This is a genomic window from Algihabitans albus (genome assembly GCF_003572205.1).
Classification (GTDB): domain Bacteria; phylum Pseudomonadota; class Alphaproteobacteria; order Kiloniellales; family DSM-21159; genus Algihabitans; species Algihabitans albus.
Genome location: NZ_QXNY01000008.1, coordinates 1 through 15,601 on the forward strand (window position 1 = coordinate 1; position 15,601 = coordinate 15,601).

Sequence of the window (15,601 nt, forward strand, 5' to 3'; positions counted from 1 at the left end):
GGTGGCACGACCGGCGGCACCACGGGCGGCACCACAGGCGGAACCACGGGTGGGACGACTGGTGGCACGACGGGTGGCGGCGGGGACGCGGCAACGGTGGAACCCGGAATCTTGGTCGAACGCGAGTTCCTGGCAAACTTCGCCGAGCTTCCCGGTGAGCTTCTCGGACGGTTGACGCTGGCAGAGCTTCTGGCGAGCCTGGCACCTGCGGCCGGCGGTGACGTTGGTGCCGCCGGCACGGAGGGTGACACCGGTTTTCTGATCACCGACAATCCGACTCAGGTGGCGTCGCTGGTTCCGCAGGGAACGTCGGCCGTGATCGACTTCTCCGCCTGCGGACGTCAGCAGCTCTCGGGGACCGACTGCGTCGAGGCGTTAACCTTTGAGGACCTATTGGCCCAGTATGGTCCGGAGGACTTGCCGGAAGACCTGCAGGAGTTGACGAACCTGATCGATGGCGCAGATCTGGAGACGGGCGCCGCACCGGACGGCCAGTAAGCGGTCGCGGGCCGTAAAAGTCGTTCGTGGTGGGCGGATGTCTGTCGTCTTTTGCCCGTAACCGGTTTGGGGCATTTCAGATTTCGATGGTCTTCACCGGGTCCGATGCGGTTTTCTGTATCGGGCTTGGTCTATCGGGGCAGGGACAGACATGGCTTCGGGGGCAGCATGCGTCAGATCGTTCTAGGGCTCGGCGCGACTGTCGGGGTGACAGTCGGTCTTCTGCTGGCGGCGACCTCGGGACTTGCCCAGACGACCAGCCGCTCGATACCCCCCTCCGCCGATCCCGGGCGTCTCGATCAGCGGCTGCAGACGCCACTCGATATCCCGGGACTTGAGACCGGTCCAGGCTTCGCCGTTCCCGAGACCGCGCCGGCGCCCGAGGGTGCTGACGAGATTCGCTTTCAGCTCGAGCGCGTCGTTCTGGAAGGGAACAGCGTTTTCGCAGACGAAGAGCTGTCGGATATCTGGGCGGACGATATCGGTCGTGAGATCAGTCTCGCCGATGTCTATGTCTACGCCGACGCCATCACCACCCGATACCGCAACGAAGGCTACCTACTGAGTCTCGCACTGGTTCCGCCGCAGGAGATCGTGGAGGGCGAAGCGGCGTTGCGTGTCGTCGAGGGTTTCGTGGAAAGCGTCTCGGTGCGCGGCGAACCGCGCGGCGGTCGGGGTCTGCTACAGACCTATGGCGAGAAGATCGCGGAGGATCGCCCGCTGCGCGCCCGCACGCTCGAGCGCTACCTGCTGCTGATGAACGATCTGCCGGGGATCGAGGTGAGCTCCATCCTGTCCCCGGCGCCGGAGACGCCCAACGCGGCCGTGCTGGACGTGCTGGTCGAGGAGCGCCGCTACGACGCCTTCCTTGAGGCGGACAACCGTGGTACGCGATTTCTCGGGCCGCACCAGCAGTCGGCGGCGGTCGCCGTTCACTCGCTGCTGGCCAGTCACGAACAGATCGAACTGCAGTACGTGCGGGCGGGGGATTTCTTCACGCGCGAACTCGACTTCGTCTCCGCGGCCTTCCGCTGGCCGATCTTCGACGAGGGCACCACCATCGGTCTGTCGGGAAGTCTGGCCTGGACCAAACCCGGCGACGATCTGGAGGATCTCGACGTCGAAGGCGATTCCGCCTCGCTGGTCGTCTCCGCGACGCACCCGGTGATCCGTTCGCGCACGGAGAACCTCTTTCTCTCGGCGCAGATCGACCTTCGCCGCAGCGAAACCCGCATCTTCGAGGACGAGGACCTGCAGGAAGACCGCCTGACGGTGGCACGGGTCGGAGCCTTCTGGAACCGTGCCGACCGCCTGGGCGGCAGCAATTTCGCCAGCCTGCAGATCAGTCAGGGTCTCGATCTCTTCGGACCCTCGGAGCGCGGCGACCGTCTGCTGTCGCGCGCCGAAGGCGACCCCGAGTTCCTGAAGGCCGAAATCAATGCCAGCCGCTTGCAGAGCCTGGGCTTCCTGGTGCCGGGCCTCAGCCTTTTCGCGTCGGCATCGGCTCAGGTCTCCGACGATCCTCTGCTGGCCGGCGAGGAATTCGGCCTGGGAGGCGAGGATCTGGGCAGTGCCTTCGAGCCCGCCGAGCTGGTCGGCGAACACGGCCTGGGCGGCCGTGTAGAACTGCGCTACGCGCAACAGGTCGAGGTGGAGGATCTGCCGCTGGATGGCTGGCAGGTCTACGGCTTCGCCGATGGCGGGCGGGTTTGGAACGACGACGCGGGGGTCGGTGAGGACGATCGCGAGAGTCTTGCCTCGGTCGGCCTTGGGATGCGTTTGCGGCTATTCAATAGCGTGAGCGCCGATGTCGAGGTGGCTCAGCCGCTGTTGCGCGATCCCGGCGACGACGACGACCGACGGCCGCAAGCCTTCTTCCTGTTGCGCGCCGATTTCTGACCGTTCTCTGTTTCTGATCGGTCTCTATTTACGAGTGTAGATCGGGCAGAGAGCAGTTCGCGGGGCGAACGATCCCTCTGCGACGTCCCTCGCGCCCGAGCTGTCGTGCGGCGGCCAAAGCCGCGATGTTCCGGCGAGCGGATAGCGACGCCGGGAGGGCCTCGGCCGGAGCGCCGCCTGCCGCCGTCGGGTTCGTCCCTTCTCTTCGATTCATCCTCCGAGTTGGCCGAGCGTGTTGCCGGACGCGGACGGATTGCTTCGAAGCCTGACCGGCTGGCCAGTGACGCCGTCCGACCAACCGTTCGGTGAGGCAAAAGTGAGCCGATCTCCTTCAGCTACACAAACTTTTGATGGCTTTTCGCAGCGCAAAAAATCTCCTTTATAGCGAAAGTGGTACCTCTTAAAAGGCAAAAAGCTGCCACTCCGAAAGTGTAGTTCTGTTTCAGTATTTCTAATAATATCAATAATTTGAATTCCTATTCACCCAACCTTCACGTTCATTGCAAGCCAGAAATTTACATATTTACGAAAATTTAATTTTTACTTTATCTATCGTCCTCAATCTGTTACAGAATAGCGACTGCGCGGTCAGACCTCGTCGCAGAACGCGAAGCAAAATTTGGGGGTGCCTGATCATGATGATGCATGAAAAATTGAGTCGTATTGCTGTTGCCTTGGCGGTCGCGACCGGCCTTACCGTCGCCACCTCGACTGCGTCGCAAGCCAGTCTGATCTATGCGACCGAGGTCGACTGGTTCAACAACGGCACGGTTTCGAATCTCAACGATCGGGACAATCCGGCGAACGCGCTGGGCGCTCCGGACCAGGATTTTCTGTCGCTCGGTCAAAGCAGCGCTGGCAATCCCGGTTTCGCCGTGTTCGGGTTCGGCCAGGACTTTCTCGACGAAGGGCGCGTTTGGGAGTTCACCTTCAATTGTGTTGACGGATGCGACTTCCTGGAGACGGCGACGATTTACGTCGGCACCTCCAGCCAGTACACCATGGGACAAGCCAGCCGAGCCGATCAAATCGATCTCGTTACGGGCCTGGGCGGTTTCTTCGGCGAATGGGAAGAGGTCGGCCAGATCTCCAACCAAAATGCCCAGATCGATGACGGTGGAGCCGCCATCTCCTTCGCCGGCCAGTTCTCTTGGCTCGCGATCGTCGATAACACACCCGCCAACAGCCCCAGTCCCGACGGCTTCGATGTCAATTCCGTCGGCGTGGCGCCGGTGCCCTTGCCGGCCGCGGCGTGGTTCCTGCTGACCGGTTTGGGTGGCCTTGCCGGCCTGCGCTGGCTGCGCAACCGGCCGGAAGAAGCCTAAAGCAGGATCGCCGCGACGCTTCCGCTCTAGACCAGATAGTGATCAGCCGGACCCACGTATTGGGTCCGGCGATTCCGTTAAATCCAGTCTCGATTCAAAGTGTGAGAGTCTGTTTCCTAGGGTCGGCGGAACCGCAAAGCGAGTCCATACGATCACAACAGGCTCTAGGCGGCCTCTCCGTTCAGTTCGCGGAAACCCGTTAGGGTCTCTGTTCACGGCCTGCGACGGCGCCGCCCGTCGCAGGCTGTCGATCTTTTCGCCGCTCAGTTCCGCGCCAGGCGCCCCACGCTCAAAGAGTTTCCATAGCGGTTGCCGCAGGTGCGGCAGCGCAGTTTCCGTTCCAGATCCCCCAGCTTCGTGCGTGCCGACCAGCGTCTCCGCAAAGCTTCGGGATCGATGATCGCGCTATGGCGACAGCGAAAGCAGGTCGCCCGAAAACGGTGCCAGCGCCCCAGGTCGGAGAGGCGCAGGGCGTACTTGGGCCCAAGGTTTTCGTTCTCTAAATGTTCCATGCCGGCAGACTAGCCGAGCCCTGCAATTATCGTCCATTTGTATACAATACGATCTTTCGCCCGATCTTCCGATCCGGTGATATTTTCATCGCGCCGTCTTGCATTCGGGCGGGGAGTGCGGCGAACTGCGGGGCATGTGCAATGCCATGTCGCTGCGTCATTCCCGCAAGGAAGTGAGTCGCCTCGCCGATACCCTGGGTCTCGCCCTGGCCGGGCCGGGTCCGGAGATCGCTCCGCGGTATCGGATCGGTCCGCGGCAGTGGCACCCGGTCTTCCGGGTTTCCAGCCCGGACAGCCTGCGGATGGAGCCGGCCTTATGGGATCTGATCCCGCCCGGGACCGGACCAGGAGCGAAGGCCGAGGTTGGAGCGGGGGCGGGTCGGCCGAAATACCTGCTCACCAACGCCCGCGCCGATAAGCTGGCACACGGTTGGCCCTGGCGATTGATCCCGAAGCAGGGGCGTGCGCTGGTGCCCTGCGATGGCTTTTACGAGCCGGAGAAGCCAGCCAGGGCGAAGGGCGCGGCGCCTTGGTCCTACTATGCGCTGAAGGACGGCGGCCCTTTCCTGCTGGCGGGTCTGGTCAGCGAGGCAGTGATTCCGCAGACCGGCGAGGTGGTGGCCAGCTTTGCGGTGATAACCACCGAGGCCAACGCCCTGGTGCAGGCGCGCCACCACGACCGCATGCCCGTTCTGTTGACCCCCGAAGCAGCGAAGGCTTGGCTGTTCGAGGACCGTCTGCCGGAGCGCGTGCTGCGCCCCTATCCGGCGGAGGCCATGACGGCCTGGCGCGTATCGGACGCGGCCAAGAACTTCCGCAAGCCGGATGACGCAGGAATGATCGTGCCGGTCGAAACCTTGGAGACCTTCGGAACGCCCGAGACCGTGGAGACGCAACTCAGTCTGCTGTGACGGATCGATCCGCCGGCCCGGTCAGGTCTCGATTGGAGGCCGCTTGCCGAAGAGGCGTTTGCCGACCCGCTCGAGCAAGCCGTGCTCGGCCATCCAGGCGAGGTAGGCGCGGTAGACCGGGTCCTCGCGCAGGTGGCGTTCCTCCGTGCGCGCGCGCAGCCAGTAGATCAGATTGACCGAGAGCAGAAGCAGGCAGTTCTGAACGGTCTGGGCCGTGTCGCCGAGTGGGAGGAAGGGCAGAAAAACCAGCCACCAGAAAAGGTTCTTGGCGAGGTAGGCCGGATGCCGGAAGAAGCGGTAGGGACCGTTGGTGATAATGCCGCGATGGGTCAGGTTGGAGAAGCGTAGGCCGAAGATCACGGTCGCCCAGGCATAGAGGGCCAGGACGACCGACAACAGCGCGCTCCAAGCCCAGAGGGCGGGCTCGCTGCCCTGCATCCAGACCGCCCAGTCCTGCGTGCCCTGGCGGTAGTCTAGGGGACCGCCGTAGCCCATCAGGATAATGGGCGGATAGCAGATCAGCGCGGCGACCCAGGCGAGCAGGAAGGGGTTGGGCGAGCGGATGTGGGTGTCGAGGGGCCGCAAGGTCGCGGCGTACCCGAGGGTGCCGAAGGTGACGTCGATCAGGAACAGCAGATTGAAGACGAAAATCACGGTCACGATGGGGTTTTGCAGCAGCAAGCCCATGTCGTAGGTCACCACGGCCTGAACGTGCGAGGGCATCAGGGAGGCGGTGAAGGCCAGGAAGAAGGCCTTGATCGCCCAACTCCGCAGATGCTGGGCGATTTTCGATCCGTCAGCCCGCGCGCCGTCGCCGATGGCGAAGCGGCCGAAATGCCAGAGTTCGTCGTGCGGGTCCGTGGCATAGCGGTCGACCAGGAAGACGTAGAGCGCGGCAAGCAGGACCAGCGGCAGCCAGATGGCCCGCAGGATGCCGAGGTAGGCGGCGAACTCCTCGCCCTGATAGGAGGTCACGCTGAAGTAGAAGAGGGCGATGAGGGCCCAGGTCGCGGCCAGCCCCGCCAGCTTGATCCGGGTCGTCGCGATCGTCTCCGCGAGCGGGCGCGGCGCGGCCCAGTTGAGGCCGGTGCTGGCGCGCCGATGCACCCGTTCGACCAGCAGGCTGTAGAGGACCATAGGGACGGCGGCGGCGGCCAGGCAGAACAGCCATTGGGCCTGAAGCGTCAGTGTCGAGCCGGGCAGCCATAGGAGGGCGAGGCCCAGGCCGGCGAGCCCCGAGAGGCCGACGCCATGGCCGATCACCGAGCGCGGCCGAACGACCGGCCCGGTGACGGCGGGCGCTTCGGAGGACAGGACGGCAGACGGCTGCGGCTGCATCGGTGGCTCTTCTAAAAGCGGGGAGCGCAAAGTACCGAGCTCCCCTTCTCAAGCTCGGTGAGCCTAGACGGAAGGCCCTTGCCAAGGCGTTTACGGCGATTTCCCGCAAAATCAAGGTATCTCGGGCCGCCGTCTATTCAAGCTGGGTGGCGGATCGACCAGATCGCCAGACAGCTCCTGCGCAAAAGGCATAGGGAAACGTTTTGCGATGCTTTCGAAAAAAGTCGCGCCGTCGGGTTGACGAAAGAGGGTCGAGCAGAGGAAATTTCAGGTATCGGTGAAGAGCTGCAAGCGCCGCTGTCCGGCGAAGTCTGCCGACCGACCTGTCCGAAAAGCGCCCGCCCGATCCGTCGCGGCGGGTTTCTGTTTGCTGGAATCCCCTCTCGACGGCGCGTCGGAGGCTGGCCGGTCGTGGCGCGACAACTCCTCGTCGTGATCCGGTGGAAAGAGGGAAGCGATATGGCGGCCGACCGAAAGAGCGATCCGCAGGGAGCGGGCAGCGGCAAGGCGCTCGTCAAGGCGCGGCCGAGCCGAAGACAGGATGCGCGCTCCAAGCGCCCGTCGGGCGATCCGACCCGTCAGACGACATTGCACCTGACCGAGGCGATCCTGCTGGCAGCCGAGCAATCAGGCGAGGACTGCGAGGGAAAGGACGGTCTGGTCGGCTATCTGCGCCGGATCGCCAACGAGGATATCAAGACCTTCTCGGGGTTCCTCGCCAAGGTGCTGCCCTTGCAGGTGGCCGGCGACCCGGAAAGTCCGCTACGCGTCGTCGTCGCCACGGGGATCGAGCGGGCGCCGGACGAGCGGGCTGCGGAAGAGGCGGGACAGGAGACGGTCCGGACCGAGAGACGCGGTTCAGTCTCAAAATAATTTTCAGGACGGGTTGACGATCAGGCAGGGTTTCGAGGATATTTTCGTTAGACGTGGAGCTCTGCATCTCGCGCCGGTTTTGCCGAAGGCAGAGTCGAGAGACGAGGTCCTCCACCGTCAGTCTCCAAGTTTCGAGAACATGCCTGTCCCGCCCGCTCCGCCGAGGCGGATTTCCGCGTTCGGTTTCACCGGGTCGGGAGGGCCGTGAAAGCCGGCAGCGCGCGGTCGTGCCGCCGAGTCCGCCGCGGCGACAGACCAGCGAAACCCGACGAACAACAGGCGATGGAGAGCCGTGGAGGAACAAGCCGTTTCCACCGGCTACCGGCCGCGTTGGTATCAGCGAGACATCCATGCCGGCTTGCGGCGCTTCTCGGTGCTGGTCTTGCACCGGCGGGCCGGCAAGACGGTGCTGGCGATCAATGCGCTGATCGACGCGGCGCTGCGCTGCGAGAAGCCCAACCCGCGCTTCGCCTACCTGGCGCCCTACCAGAAGCAGGCCAAGCAGATCGCCTGGGACACGCTGCGGAGCTACAGCCGGCCGATCCCCGGCACGCGGGCACAGGACGGCGAGCTGCAGGTCACCCTGCCGAACGGGGCACGCATCCGGCTTTACGGGGCCGACAATCCCGATGCCTTGCGCGGACTCTACTTCGACGGGGTGGTGTTGGACGAAGTCGCCGACATGCGACCCGAGACCTGGGGCGAAGTGATCCGCCCGGCCCTGTCCGACCGCCAGGGCTGGTGTCTCTTCATCGGGACGCCCAAGGGGTTGGATCTGTTCCACGACCTTTATCACCACGCCGTCAAGGGGACGGACCCGGCCTGGTACGGCGCGCTCTATACGGCCGACGACACCGGGGCGATCGCGCCCGGGGAGCTGGAGCTGGCCCGGCGCAGCATGTCGGACGCGCAGTACCGCCAGGAGTTCCTCTGCGACTGGCAAGCGGCCAGCGACAACGTGCTGATCCCGCTGGACCTGGTGGCCGCGGCCATGCAGCGCCACCTGAACCCGGCCGAGGTGGCGGAACTGCCTGTCGTGCTGGGTGTCGACGTCGCGCGCTACGGCAGCGACCGCTCGAGCCTCTGTCTGCGCCAGGGACTCTGGTGCCGCGAGGTGCAGGCCTTCCAGGGGCTCGACAACATGAGCCTGGCGGCGCGGGTGGCGGTGAAGATCGCCGAGTGCCGGGCCGACGCCGTCTTCGTCGACGCCGGTCGCGGCGAAGGTGTGATCGACCGTCTGCGCCAGCTCGGCCATAGCGTCGTCGAGGTGAATTTCGGCGGCCGCCCGACCAGTCCGCGCTATCTCAACAAGCGCGCCGAGATGTGGGATGCCGTCGCGGCCTGGCTGCGCGCCGGAGGCGCCTTGCCGGCCGACAGCGCCCTGCGGCGCGATCTCTCGGCACCGACCTACGACTTCGACGCGGCCAATCGACTGCGCCTGGAAAGCAAGGACGCGCTGCGCGAGCGCGGCCTTTCCAGCCCCGACCTGGGCGATGCCCTGGCCCTGACCTTCGCCCTGCCGGTGCAGCCGCGTGGCGCTGGCGGCAACCGGCCGCGGCTGGCCCTGGGTCTCGACTACAACCCCTACGAAGAGGCGATCTAGCCATGTGCATGTTCTCCAGCCCGCCCGCCGCGCCCGCACCGCCGCCACCGCCCGAGCCGCCGAAGCAGCCGCACCGCGCGCCCGAAGGCCCGGACGGCACGGCGGCCCGCCGCGAGGAAGAGCGCCGCACCCGGGCGCGCCGGGGCGCCGCCTCGACGATTACCTCCGGTCCGCGCGGGCTGGAGACCGAGGAGCGGACCGCCGGCAAAACCTTGTTGGGAGCCTGATATCCATGTGCTCGAACCCGATCGCCCGACCTTCCGGCCCCGCGCCGCCGCCGGCGCCGGCACCTCCCCCGCCGCCGCAGGCGGAGCGTCAGCCGGACGCGACGCAAACCGGGAGGGACCGGACCACCCGCCGCCGTGCCGCGGGAGGCGCCACGCCGGGCCGGGTGACGATCCTGGGTGGAGGGACGGGCGCGGACGGCCAAGCCGCCCCCCGAGCCCGGAAGACCCTGTTGGGTCAGTGAAGATTCTGAACCAGTGAAGACTGGGAACCGGCAATGACTTCCGGGTCACTAAGGAAGGTCGCGATGACCGAACGAGAAACCCTGCGCAGCCGCCTGTTGAAACGGCGCAACGCGCTAAAGAACGAGCGCGAGGACTGGCGCGACCATTGGGAGGAGCTGGGCGACTTCGTACTGCCGCGGCGCCTGCGCTTCAGCGACCGCGACGACAAGGGCCGGCGGGGTAAGAAGATCAACACCCGCATCGTCGACAGCACCGCGACCTTCGCCCTGCGCACTCTGGTCGCCGGCTTGATGACCGGCGTGACCAGTCCCGCGCGGCCCTGGTTCAAGCTGACGCCGCGCAGCCCCGCCCTGGCCGAACAGCCGGAGGTCTCGCGCTGGCTCCACGGCGTGAGCGGCTTGCTGCGCGATATCTTCGCCGCCTCGAACGTCTACAACGCGCTGACGGTCGGCTACGAGGACCTGGGTCTGTTCGGCACCACGGCGATCTATATCGAGCCGGACTTCGACGACGTGATCCGCCTGCGGCCCATGCCGATGGGCAGCTACTATCTGGCGTCCGGCGCGAACGGTCTGGTAGATACCTGTTATCGCGACCTGCGCATGACGGTGGCGCAGATGGCCGAGGAATTCGGACTGGAGGCCTGTTCCGCCAGTGCCCAGAGTGCTTACCGCAACGGCGAGCTGGATCAGGCTTACTGGGTCTTCCACGCCATCGAGCCGCACCGAGACCGGAACCCCACGCTGGGCGACGGCCGCAACAAGCGCTGGCGCTCGGTCTACCTGGAGGAGGGCGCCGAGGAAGGCAAGCTGCTGCGCGAGAGCGGCTTCGACAGCTTCCCGGTGCTGGCGCCGCGCTGGTACGTGACCGGCAACGACGTCTACGGCCGCAGTCCGGCGATGGACGTGCTGGGCGACATCAAACAGCTGCAGGTGATGCAGAAGCGCAAGGGTCAGGCCGTCGACAAGCAGGTCAACCCGCCGATGCAGGGCGGGCCGGCCTACGGCAACCACCATGTCTCTCTGCTGCCCGGCGCGGTCAACATTCTGGCCGACGGCGATCTGCAGCGTCAGGGCCTGCGCTCCGTCTACGACGTGCGGCTGAACCTGGGCGACCTGCGCCAGGACATCTTCGAGACGCAGGAGGCGGTGCGGCGCGGCTTCTTCGCGAATCTCTTCTTGATGATCTCCAGCATGGACCGGCGCCAGGTGACCGCGACCGAAATCGCCGAGCGCCGATCCGAGAAGATGCTGGCCCTGGGGCCGGTGCTGGAGCGCCTGCAGAACGAGCTGCTGGAACCCCTGGTCGAGCGCACCTTCGAGATCGCGGCGGCGGCCGGCATCCTGCCGCCGGCCCCCGAGGTCTTGCAGGGCCTGGACCTCAAGATCGAGCTGCAGTCGATCCTGGTACGCGACCAGCGGGTCGACGCGATCCAGGGCATCGAGCGCCTGACCGGCTACGCCGGCGGACTGGCGCAGATCGATCCCGCCGCCGGCATGAAGGTGGACTGGGCCCAGTCGGTCGACGAGATGGGCGAACTGCTGGGCGTGCCGCCGACCATCCTGCGGTCCGACGAGGAAGTGGCCGCTTTGCAGCAGCAGAGCGCCCAGCGCCAGCAGATGGCTGAGGGCCTGGCCATGGCGCAGCAGGGCGCCGGCGCCCTGAAGGATGCCGGCGCGGCGGCCCAGTCGCTCGATGGCTTGCAGATGCTGCAGGCCGTGATGGGGCAGGGTGGTATGACGGCTGCGAATACTGCTCCGGATGCGGCTGCGGGCGTGACTGAAATCTCTGGGAGCGCTTAACATCAGGCCTTTTGCCACACGCAGATATTTTTGTGTGGCAAGCGGGCTGCGTATCGCGCGACAGGCAGCCGCGAAAGCGACACCGTTTCAAGAAATGGATCGAAGATCATGGAGCCACAGGACCGGCGCGAGCGGCGGACCCGCGAGAAGCTGGAGGAGCGCCAGGCGGCCTTTCTGGCGGACCTCGCCGCGCTGCTGGAGACGGAGGGCGGACGGCGCGTTTTCGCGCGACTGCTGAGGGAGACGCGGCCCTTCGCCAGCGTCTTCTCCGACAACCCGCTGGAGATGGCGCGGCGCGAGGGCGAGCGCATGGTCGGCGAGACCTGGCGGCGCTACTGCGCCGTGGCCGACCCCGAGCGGTATCTGGCGATGGAACGCGACATCGCGCGCCAGGATGGGCGCGGGCCGGCGGGGCGGGAGATGCGGGAGACCCTGTCCGAGGACGACGAGGCTTAGCCGGCGGCAGCCGGCTCGTTCGTTCCCGCGCTGCCTTACGGGCCTGGCGGCCCGGCCCTTCGCGCCGCCTGTCACATGCGCATTCAACAAGGTGATCATCGAACATGACGAGAGACTCTGAGTCCTCCGCCACGGCGGCGGAGGGAGAGAGGCCGTTTGTCTCCGGAGCCGAGGACGGCTTCGGACTGACGGTCGAGGTGCCCGGCGGCGTGACGTCACCGGGGGCCGAGGCTGACGACGACGCTGGGAGCGGGGATCGCTTTGGCGAGTCCGCCAAGTCGAACGGGGCCGAAGAAGAGAGCGACTACAGGTTCGATCTGCCGCCGGACGTGATGCCCGACGGGGGAGTCCCCGCGGGACTGGATGCCGAGCGCCTGGAGGCCTTCAAGCCGCTGGCGCGCGAGCTGAAGCTGTCCAACGCGCAGGCGCAGAAGCTGGTCGATCTTCACGCCAGGGCGCTGAAGCAGGGCACCGACCTCCTGATGCAGCGCCACGCCGAAACGGTCGAGGATTGGACGCGGCAGACCCGCGCCGACCCGGAGATCGGCGGAGACAAGCTGGAGGAGACGCTGCGCCTCGGCAACGCCGCCGTCCAGCATGCCTTCGACGCGCCGACGATCGAGCTGCTGAAGCACTTCGGCCTGCTGAACCATCCCGGGTTCATCCGCGGTCTGCGCGGCTTCGGCCGGATCGTCTCCGACGACCATTTCGTCGAATCCAGCGGGACCGCCGCGCCGCGCAGCCGCGCCGAGCGGATGTATCCCGACATGCCCAAACCCCAGCGATAAGGAGCTCGCCCCATGGCGACCGTTGGCAGCAGTTACATGACCCTGGCCGATGTGGCCAAGCGCACCGACGCGAACGGCACCACGGCCGACATCATCGAGATGCTGGCCGAATTCAACCCGATCCTCGACGACGCCCCGGCGGTCGAGTGCAACAACGGCACCAAGCATCTGACCACGGTGCGCACCGGATTGCCGACCGCGACCTGGCGCCGACTCTACGAGGGTGTTCAAACCAGCAAGTCCCACACCCGCCAGGTCGAGGACGCGACCGGCAGCCTGGTCGCGCGCTCGATCATCGACAGCAAGCTGATCGACCTCTCGTCCGATCCGCAGCAGCTCCGCCTGTCGGAGTCCGCGCCCTTCCTGGAGACCATGGCGCAGGAGATCGCCGACACGGTGATCTACGGCAATTCCGGCAGCGAGCCGGCTGCCTTCACCGGCTTCGCGCCGCGTTTCAATGACCTGTCGGCCGAGAACGGTAACCAGATCGTCGATGCCGGCGGCACCGGCGCCGACAACACCTCGATCTGGATGATCACCTGGGGCGACACCACAGCCCACCTGATCTACCCGAAGGGCTCGCGCGCCGGCGTCCAGCGCACCGACCTGGGCGTGCAGACCGTGATCGACCCCAACAACAGCGGCCGCTACGAGGTCTATGAGGAGAAGTTCGAGCAGGACATCGGCCTGTCGGTCCGCGACTGGCGTTACATCAGCCGCGTCGCCAACATCGACGTCTCCGCCCTGACCGCCGATGCCTCGGCCGGCGCCGATCTCAACGACTTCATGATCCGGGCCTATTACCGCCTGCGCAACCGGCGGATCGGCAGCGGCAACGCCGGACGCCTGGCGATGTACTGTAACACCAAGGTCAAGGAGTTCCTGCACCGCCAGGCGCTGAACGCGAACGCCAACACCTTCGTTCGCTTGAGCGAGGTTCAGGGCCGCGAGGTCATGACCTTCATGGGCGTGCCGATCCGCGAGATCGACGCGATCACCAACAGCGAAGCCCGGGTGGTTTGAAGGGTTTGAGAGAAAGGAACGTCACATGATCTTCGATACGCAGAGTCTCTTTTCCGACGCCCAGGCGATCACCGCCACGGCGGCCTCCAGCAACATTATCGACCTGGGCGCCACCGGCACCGCCAGCAACGGACCCGACGGCGGTGCCGCGCCCCTGAGCCGCGACATGGGCAAGGGCATGAAAGTGCCCCTGCGGATTCAGGTGGTGGAGGATTTCGCCACCCTGACTTCGCTGCGGGTCGCGGTACAGGTCGACACGGTGGAGAGCTTCGCCAGTCCGACCACGGTGTTGGAGACCGAAGCGGTGCCGGCTTCCGACCTGACGGCCGGCTACGTCTTCGCGCTGGACTCCCTGCCCCTGACGACCGACCAGCGCTACGTCCGGCTGAACTACGGCGTGACGGGTCCCGCCGCCACGGCGGGCCGGATCACCGCCGGCGTGACGGCCGGCAATCAGACCAATCCGTGAAGCCGGCCGGTCCGAAGGGCGAGGGTTCGCGGGGCGGCGGCCTGTCCCGCCTGCGCCTGACGGCGGCCGGTCCGACCCTTGTGCGCGCCAGGGAGAAGGGCTTCTACCCGGCCCAGCGGCGTGCGCCCGGCGAGGTTTTCGCGTTGCGCGAAGGCGAGACTCCGGCCGCCTGGATGGAGCCCTTGGCTCCCGGCCAGGCCGCCCCGTCCTCCGCCTCTTCCTCCGCCAGGTCCACGCCCGACCCAGCGTCCGGGCCGCCTGCCGAACGCGGCAACGGCCCCTCGACCTGGTCGCGCCCGCGGCTGGCCGCGTTCCTTCGGGAGCGCGGTCAGACCGCCCCTCCGCGCGCCAAGGACGCCACGCTGGCGGCGCGCGTCGCGGCGATCCTGGCGGTGGAGGGTGGCTAGCTTGATCCCGCCCGGCTTACACCCAGCATACGCAGGCGGCTGATCAAGTCGGTCCAGTCGACGTAGCAGCCGCGCAGGTGCCGGGTGCCGGAGGCGGGATCGAAGGCGGTGCGGCCGTGCAGGGTGCGGCGGTTGTTGAAGCCGATCAGGTCGCCCGGCCGGGTCTTGAGGGCGATGCGGTAGGCGGGATCGCGGGTCAGGGCCATGAAGGCGCGATAGGCAGGATAGTAGGCCGCCGTGACCTCCGGCTCCATGTCGAAGCTGTCGGCGAGGTGGGCGTTCCAGTTGACCTCCACCGGCTCGCCCCGTTCGTCCTCGCGGATGACCGGGCGGCGATAACGGATGTCGTGGCCGCCGTCGTGGAAGCGGAAGGGAATGGCGACGTCGCGCAGGATCTCGTAGTGCGCCGGCGCGTCGCGGCGCAGGGCTTCGGCCATGCGCAGGCCGTCGGCGAAGAGGGACTCGCCGCCGGTCGCGGAGTTGATCAGGGTGTGCAGGAATTGAAAGCCGGGCGGCATCTCCTGGTTCGGCAGATCGGTGTGCAGCGGCAGGGCGATCGGCGTGTAGGCCAGATTGATTGGCTGCGGCTCGCTGCGCACCTCGAAGGTCAAACCGAAGTTGGTTTCGCGCAGATGGGCGATGCGCCGGCAGACGGCCTCCAGGGCGCCCGGCTCGGCCGGCACGTTCTCCAGGACCGCGATGCCCCAGCGGGCCAGGTCGGTGATCCAGGCGGCCAGGACGCCATCATCGCTCAAGACCGCCGGGCCGGACTGGCGCGGGATCCGTTCGGCGAAGTTCGCATCCCAGCTTTCCGGCAGGACCGGCGGCAGGGTGCTGTGCCGGGCGGCGCTGCCCGCCGCGCGCAACCAGTCGCGGGCCAGCCGGGTCTCCGTGCCGTCGGCCCAGCGCAGACGGATCGTCTCGAGTTCGGCTTGCGCCTCAGCCAGGGTGAGGTCGTCCGGGACGCTCAGGAGGTCGAAGACCCGCTCCCGCGTGTCGGGGTGGAAGCCGGCGGGGTCGTTGTCGCGCAGCCACTGCAGCGCATGGCGGGTGCGCGCGCCGTCGGGCCAGTCGACCGTAAGGAAGGTGTCGTCGGCGGTAAGCTGCATTGCGGGCCGGTCCCCGTTGCGAGAGAAGGACATCTCGAAACACCTTGCCACAGGCCGTGTCAGGCCGTCCTGCTTCGCGGCGACGCAGAGCGTCGTTTTCCAGCTTGCCGGCTGGCTT

The 15,601-nt window shown here is 66.6% G+C and carries 16 protein-coding genes; 13 read left to right on the top strand and 3 right to left on the bottom strand.

All coding sequences use genetic code 11. From position 1 onward, the window contains the following. The 3 genes from DBZ32_RS19900 to DBZ32_RS19910 form a co-directional block, all read left to right on the top strand. A partial coding sequence (locus tag DBZ32_RS19900; protein ID WP_208539339.1) for a hypothetical protein occupies positions 1 to 498 on the top strand: 498 nt, incomplete at its 5' end. A 168-nt stretch (positions 499 to 666) separates the two neighbouring features. Then, entirely contained in the window at positions 667 to 2,397 is a 1,731-nt protein-coding gene (locus DBZ32_RS19905) for a ShlB/FhaC/HecB family hemolysin secretion/activation protein (protein ID WP_162906870.1), read from the top strand. A gap of 500 nt (positions 2,398 to 2,897) precedes the next feature. Then, the gene (locus tag DBZ32_RS19910; RefSeq protein WP_162906871.1) at positions 2,898 to 3,722 is read left to right on the top strand and encodes a VPLPA-CTERM sorting domain-containing protein; all 825 of its coding nucleotides are present in this window, start codon (positions 2,898 to 2,900) and stop codon (positions 3,720 to 3,722) included. 263 nt (positions 3,723 to 3,985) lie between these two features. On the opposite strand, the gene DBZ32_RS19915 is transcribed toward DBZ32_RS19910, so the two are convergent. Continuing rightward, entirely contained in the window at positions 3,986 to 4,234 is a 249-nt protein-coding gene (locus DBZ32_RS19915; protein ID WP_119169023.1) for a hypothetical protein, read from the bottom strand. Between the two features lie 134 nt (positions 4,235 to 4,368). On the opposite strand from DBZ32_RS19915, the gene DBZ32_RS19920 reads away from it, so the two are divergent. Further along, positions 4,369 to 5,145, top strand: coding sequence for an SOS response-associated peptidase (locus DBZ32_RS19920; protein WP_119169024.1), 777 nt, complete (start codon positions 4,369 to 4,371; stop codon positions 5,143 to 5,145). Between the two features lie 21 nt (positions 5,146 to 5,166). Here the strand turns inward: DBZ32_RS19920 and DBZ32_RS19925 are convergent, their stop codons facing one another. Further along, positions 5,167 to 6,483, bottom strand: a complete 1,317-nt coding sequence (locus DBZ32_RS19925; protein ID WP_119169025.1) for a methyltransferase family protein — start codon at positions 6,481 to 6,483, stop codon at positions 5,167 to 5,169. Between the two features lie 459 nt (positions 6,484 to 6,942). Here DBZ32_RS19925 and DBZ32_RS19930 point away from each other — a divergent pair, with 459 nt between their 5' ends. The 9 genes from DBZ32_RS19930 (at position 6,943) to DBZ32_RS19970 (ending at position 14,374) form a co-directional block, all read left to right on the top strand. Then, on the top strand, positions 6,943 to 7,356 hold the full coding sequence (locus DBZ32_RS19930) for a hypothetical protein (protein ID WP_119169026.1): 414 nt from the start codon (positions 6,943 to 6,945) through the stop codon (positions 7,354 to 7,356). Positions 7,357 to 7,648: 292 nt separating this feature from the next. Next, the gene (locus DBZ32_RS19935) at positions 7,649 to 8,959 is read left to right on the top strand and encodes a terminase large subunit domain-containing protein (RefSeq protein WP_119169027.1); all 1,311 of its coding nucleotides are present in this window, start codon (positions 7,649 to 7,651) and stop codon (positions 8,957 to 8,959) included. Between the two features lie 2 nt (positions 8,960 to 8,961). Next, on the top strand, positions 8,962 to 9,186 hold the full coding sequence (locus DBZ32_RS19940) for a hypothetical protein (RefSeq protein ID WP_119169028.1): 225 nt from the start codon (positions 8,962 to 8,964) through the stop codon (positions 9,184 to 9,186). A 305-nt stretch (positions 9,187 to 9,491) separates the two neighbouring features. Further along, complete coding sequence (locus tag DBZ32_RS19945) at positions 9,492 to 11,231, top strand: portal protein (protein WP_162906872.1); 1,740 nt, start codon at positions 9,492 to 9,494, stop codon at positions 11,229 to 11,231. A 108-nt stretch (positions 11,232 to 11,339) separates the two neighbouring features. Continuing rightward, complete coding sequence (locus DBZ32_RS19950; RefSeq protein ID WP_119169030.1) at positions 11,340 to 11,687, top strand: Bbp19 family protein; 348 nt, start codon at positions 11,340 to 11,342, stop codon at positions 11,685 to 11,687. A gap of 104 nt (positions 11,688 to 11,791) precedes the next feature. Then, positions 11,792 to 12,475, top strand: a complete 684-nt coding sequence (locus tag DBZ32_RS19955; RefSeq protein ID WP_119169031.1) for a hypothetical protein — start codon at positions 11,792 to 11,794, stop codon at positions 12,473 to 12,475. A 12-nt stretch (positions 12,476 to 12,487) separates the two neighbouring features. Continuing rightward, on the top strand, positions 12,488 to 13,498 hold the full coding sequence (locus DBZ32_RS19960) for a major capsid protein (RefSeq protein ID WP_119169032.1): 1,011 nt from the start codon (positions 12,488 to 12,490) through the stop codon (positions 13,496 to 13,498). A 25-nt stretch (positions 13,499 to 13,523) separates the two neighbouring features. Continuing rightward, positions 13,524 to 13,967, top strand: coding sequence for a Bbp16 family capsid cement protein (locus DBZ32_RS19965; RefSeq protein WP_119169033.1), 444 nt, complete (start codon positions 13,524 to 13,526; stop codon positions 13,965 to 13,967). Continuing rightward, positions 13,964 to 14,374 (top strand): hypothetical protein, encoded by a 411-nt coding sequence (locus tag DBZ32_RS19970; RefSeq protein WP_119169034.1) that lies wholly within the window; start codon positions 13,964 to 13,966, stop codon positions 14,372 to 14,374. Before DBZ32_RS19965 ends, DBZ32_RS19970 begins: the two co-directional genes overlap by 4 nt. Here DBZ32_RS19970 and DBZ32_RS19975 read toward each other — a convergent pair. After that, positions 14,371 to 15,483: a TauD/TfdA family dioxygenase gene (locus tag DBZ32_RS19975; protein ID WP_162906873.1), complete on the bottom strand. Its 1,113-nt coding sequence runs from the start codon at positions 15,481 to 15,483 to the stop codon at positions 14,371 to 14,373. The two genes, DBZ32_RS19970 and DBZ32_RS19975, sit on opposite strands and share 4 nt — an antisense overlap. Positions 15,484 to 15,601: the final 118 nt, after the last annotated feature.

Coding starts and splice junctions, on each gene's coding strand:
- DBZ32_RS19905 (WP_162906870.1), top strand. CDS start 667: ATGCGTCAGATCGTTCTAGGGCTCGGCGCGACTGTCGGGGTGACAGTC.
- DBZ32_RS19915 (WP_119169023.1), bottom strand. CDS start 4,234: ATGGAACATTTAGAGAACGAAAACCTTGGGCCCAAGTACGCCCTGCGC.
- DBZ32_RS19920 (WP_119169024.1), top strand. CDS start 4,369: ATGTGCAATGCCATGTCGCTGCGTCATTCCCGCAAGGAAGTGAGTCGC.
- DBZ32_RS19925 (WP_119169025.1), bottom strand. CDS start 6,483: ATGCAGCCGCAGCCGTCTGCCGTCCTGTCCTCCGAAGCGCCCGCCGTC.
- DBZ32_RS19930 (WP_119169026.1), top strand. CDS start 6,943: ATGGCGGCCGACCGAAAGAGCGATCCGCAGGGAGCGGGCAGCGGCAAG.
- DBZ32_RS19940 (WP_119169028.1), top strand. CDS start 8,962: ATGTGCATGTTCTCCAGCCCGCCCGCCGCGCCCGCACCGCCGCCACCG.
- DBZ32_RS19945 (WP_162906872.1), top strand. CDS start 9,492: ATGACCGAACGAGAAACCCTGCGCAGCCGCCTGTTGAAACGGCGCAAC.
- DBZ32_RS19950 (WP_119169030.1), top strand. CDS start 11,340: ATGGAGCCACAGGACCGGCGCGAGCGGCGGACCCGCGAGAAGCTGGAG.
- DBZ32_RS19955 (WP_119169031.1), top strand. CDS start 11,792: ATGACGAGAGACTCTGAGTCCTCCGCCACGGCGGCGGAGGGAGAGAGG.
- DBZ32_RS19960 (WP_119169032.1), top strand. CDS start 12,488: ATGGCGACCGTTGGCAGCAGTTACATGACCCTGGCCGATGTGGCCAAG.
- DBZ32_RS19965 (WP_119169033.1), top strand. CDS start 13,524: ATGATCTTCGATACGCAGAGTCTCTTTTCCGACGCCCAGGCGATCACC.
- DBZ32_RS19975 (WP_162906873.1), bottom strand. CDS start 15,483: ATGCAGCTTACCGCCGACGACACCTTCCTTACGGTCGACTGGCCCGAC.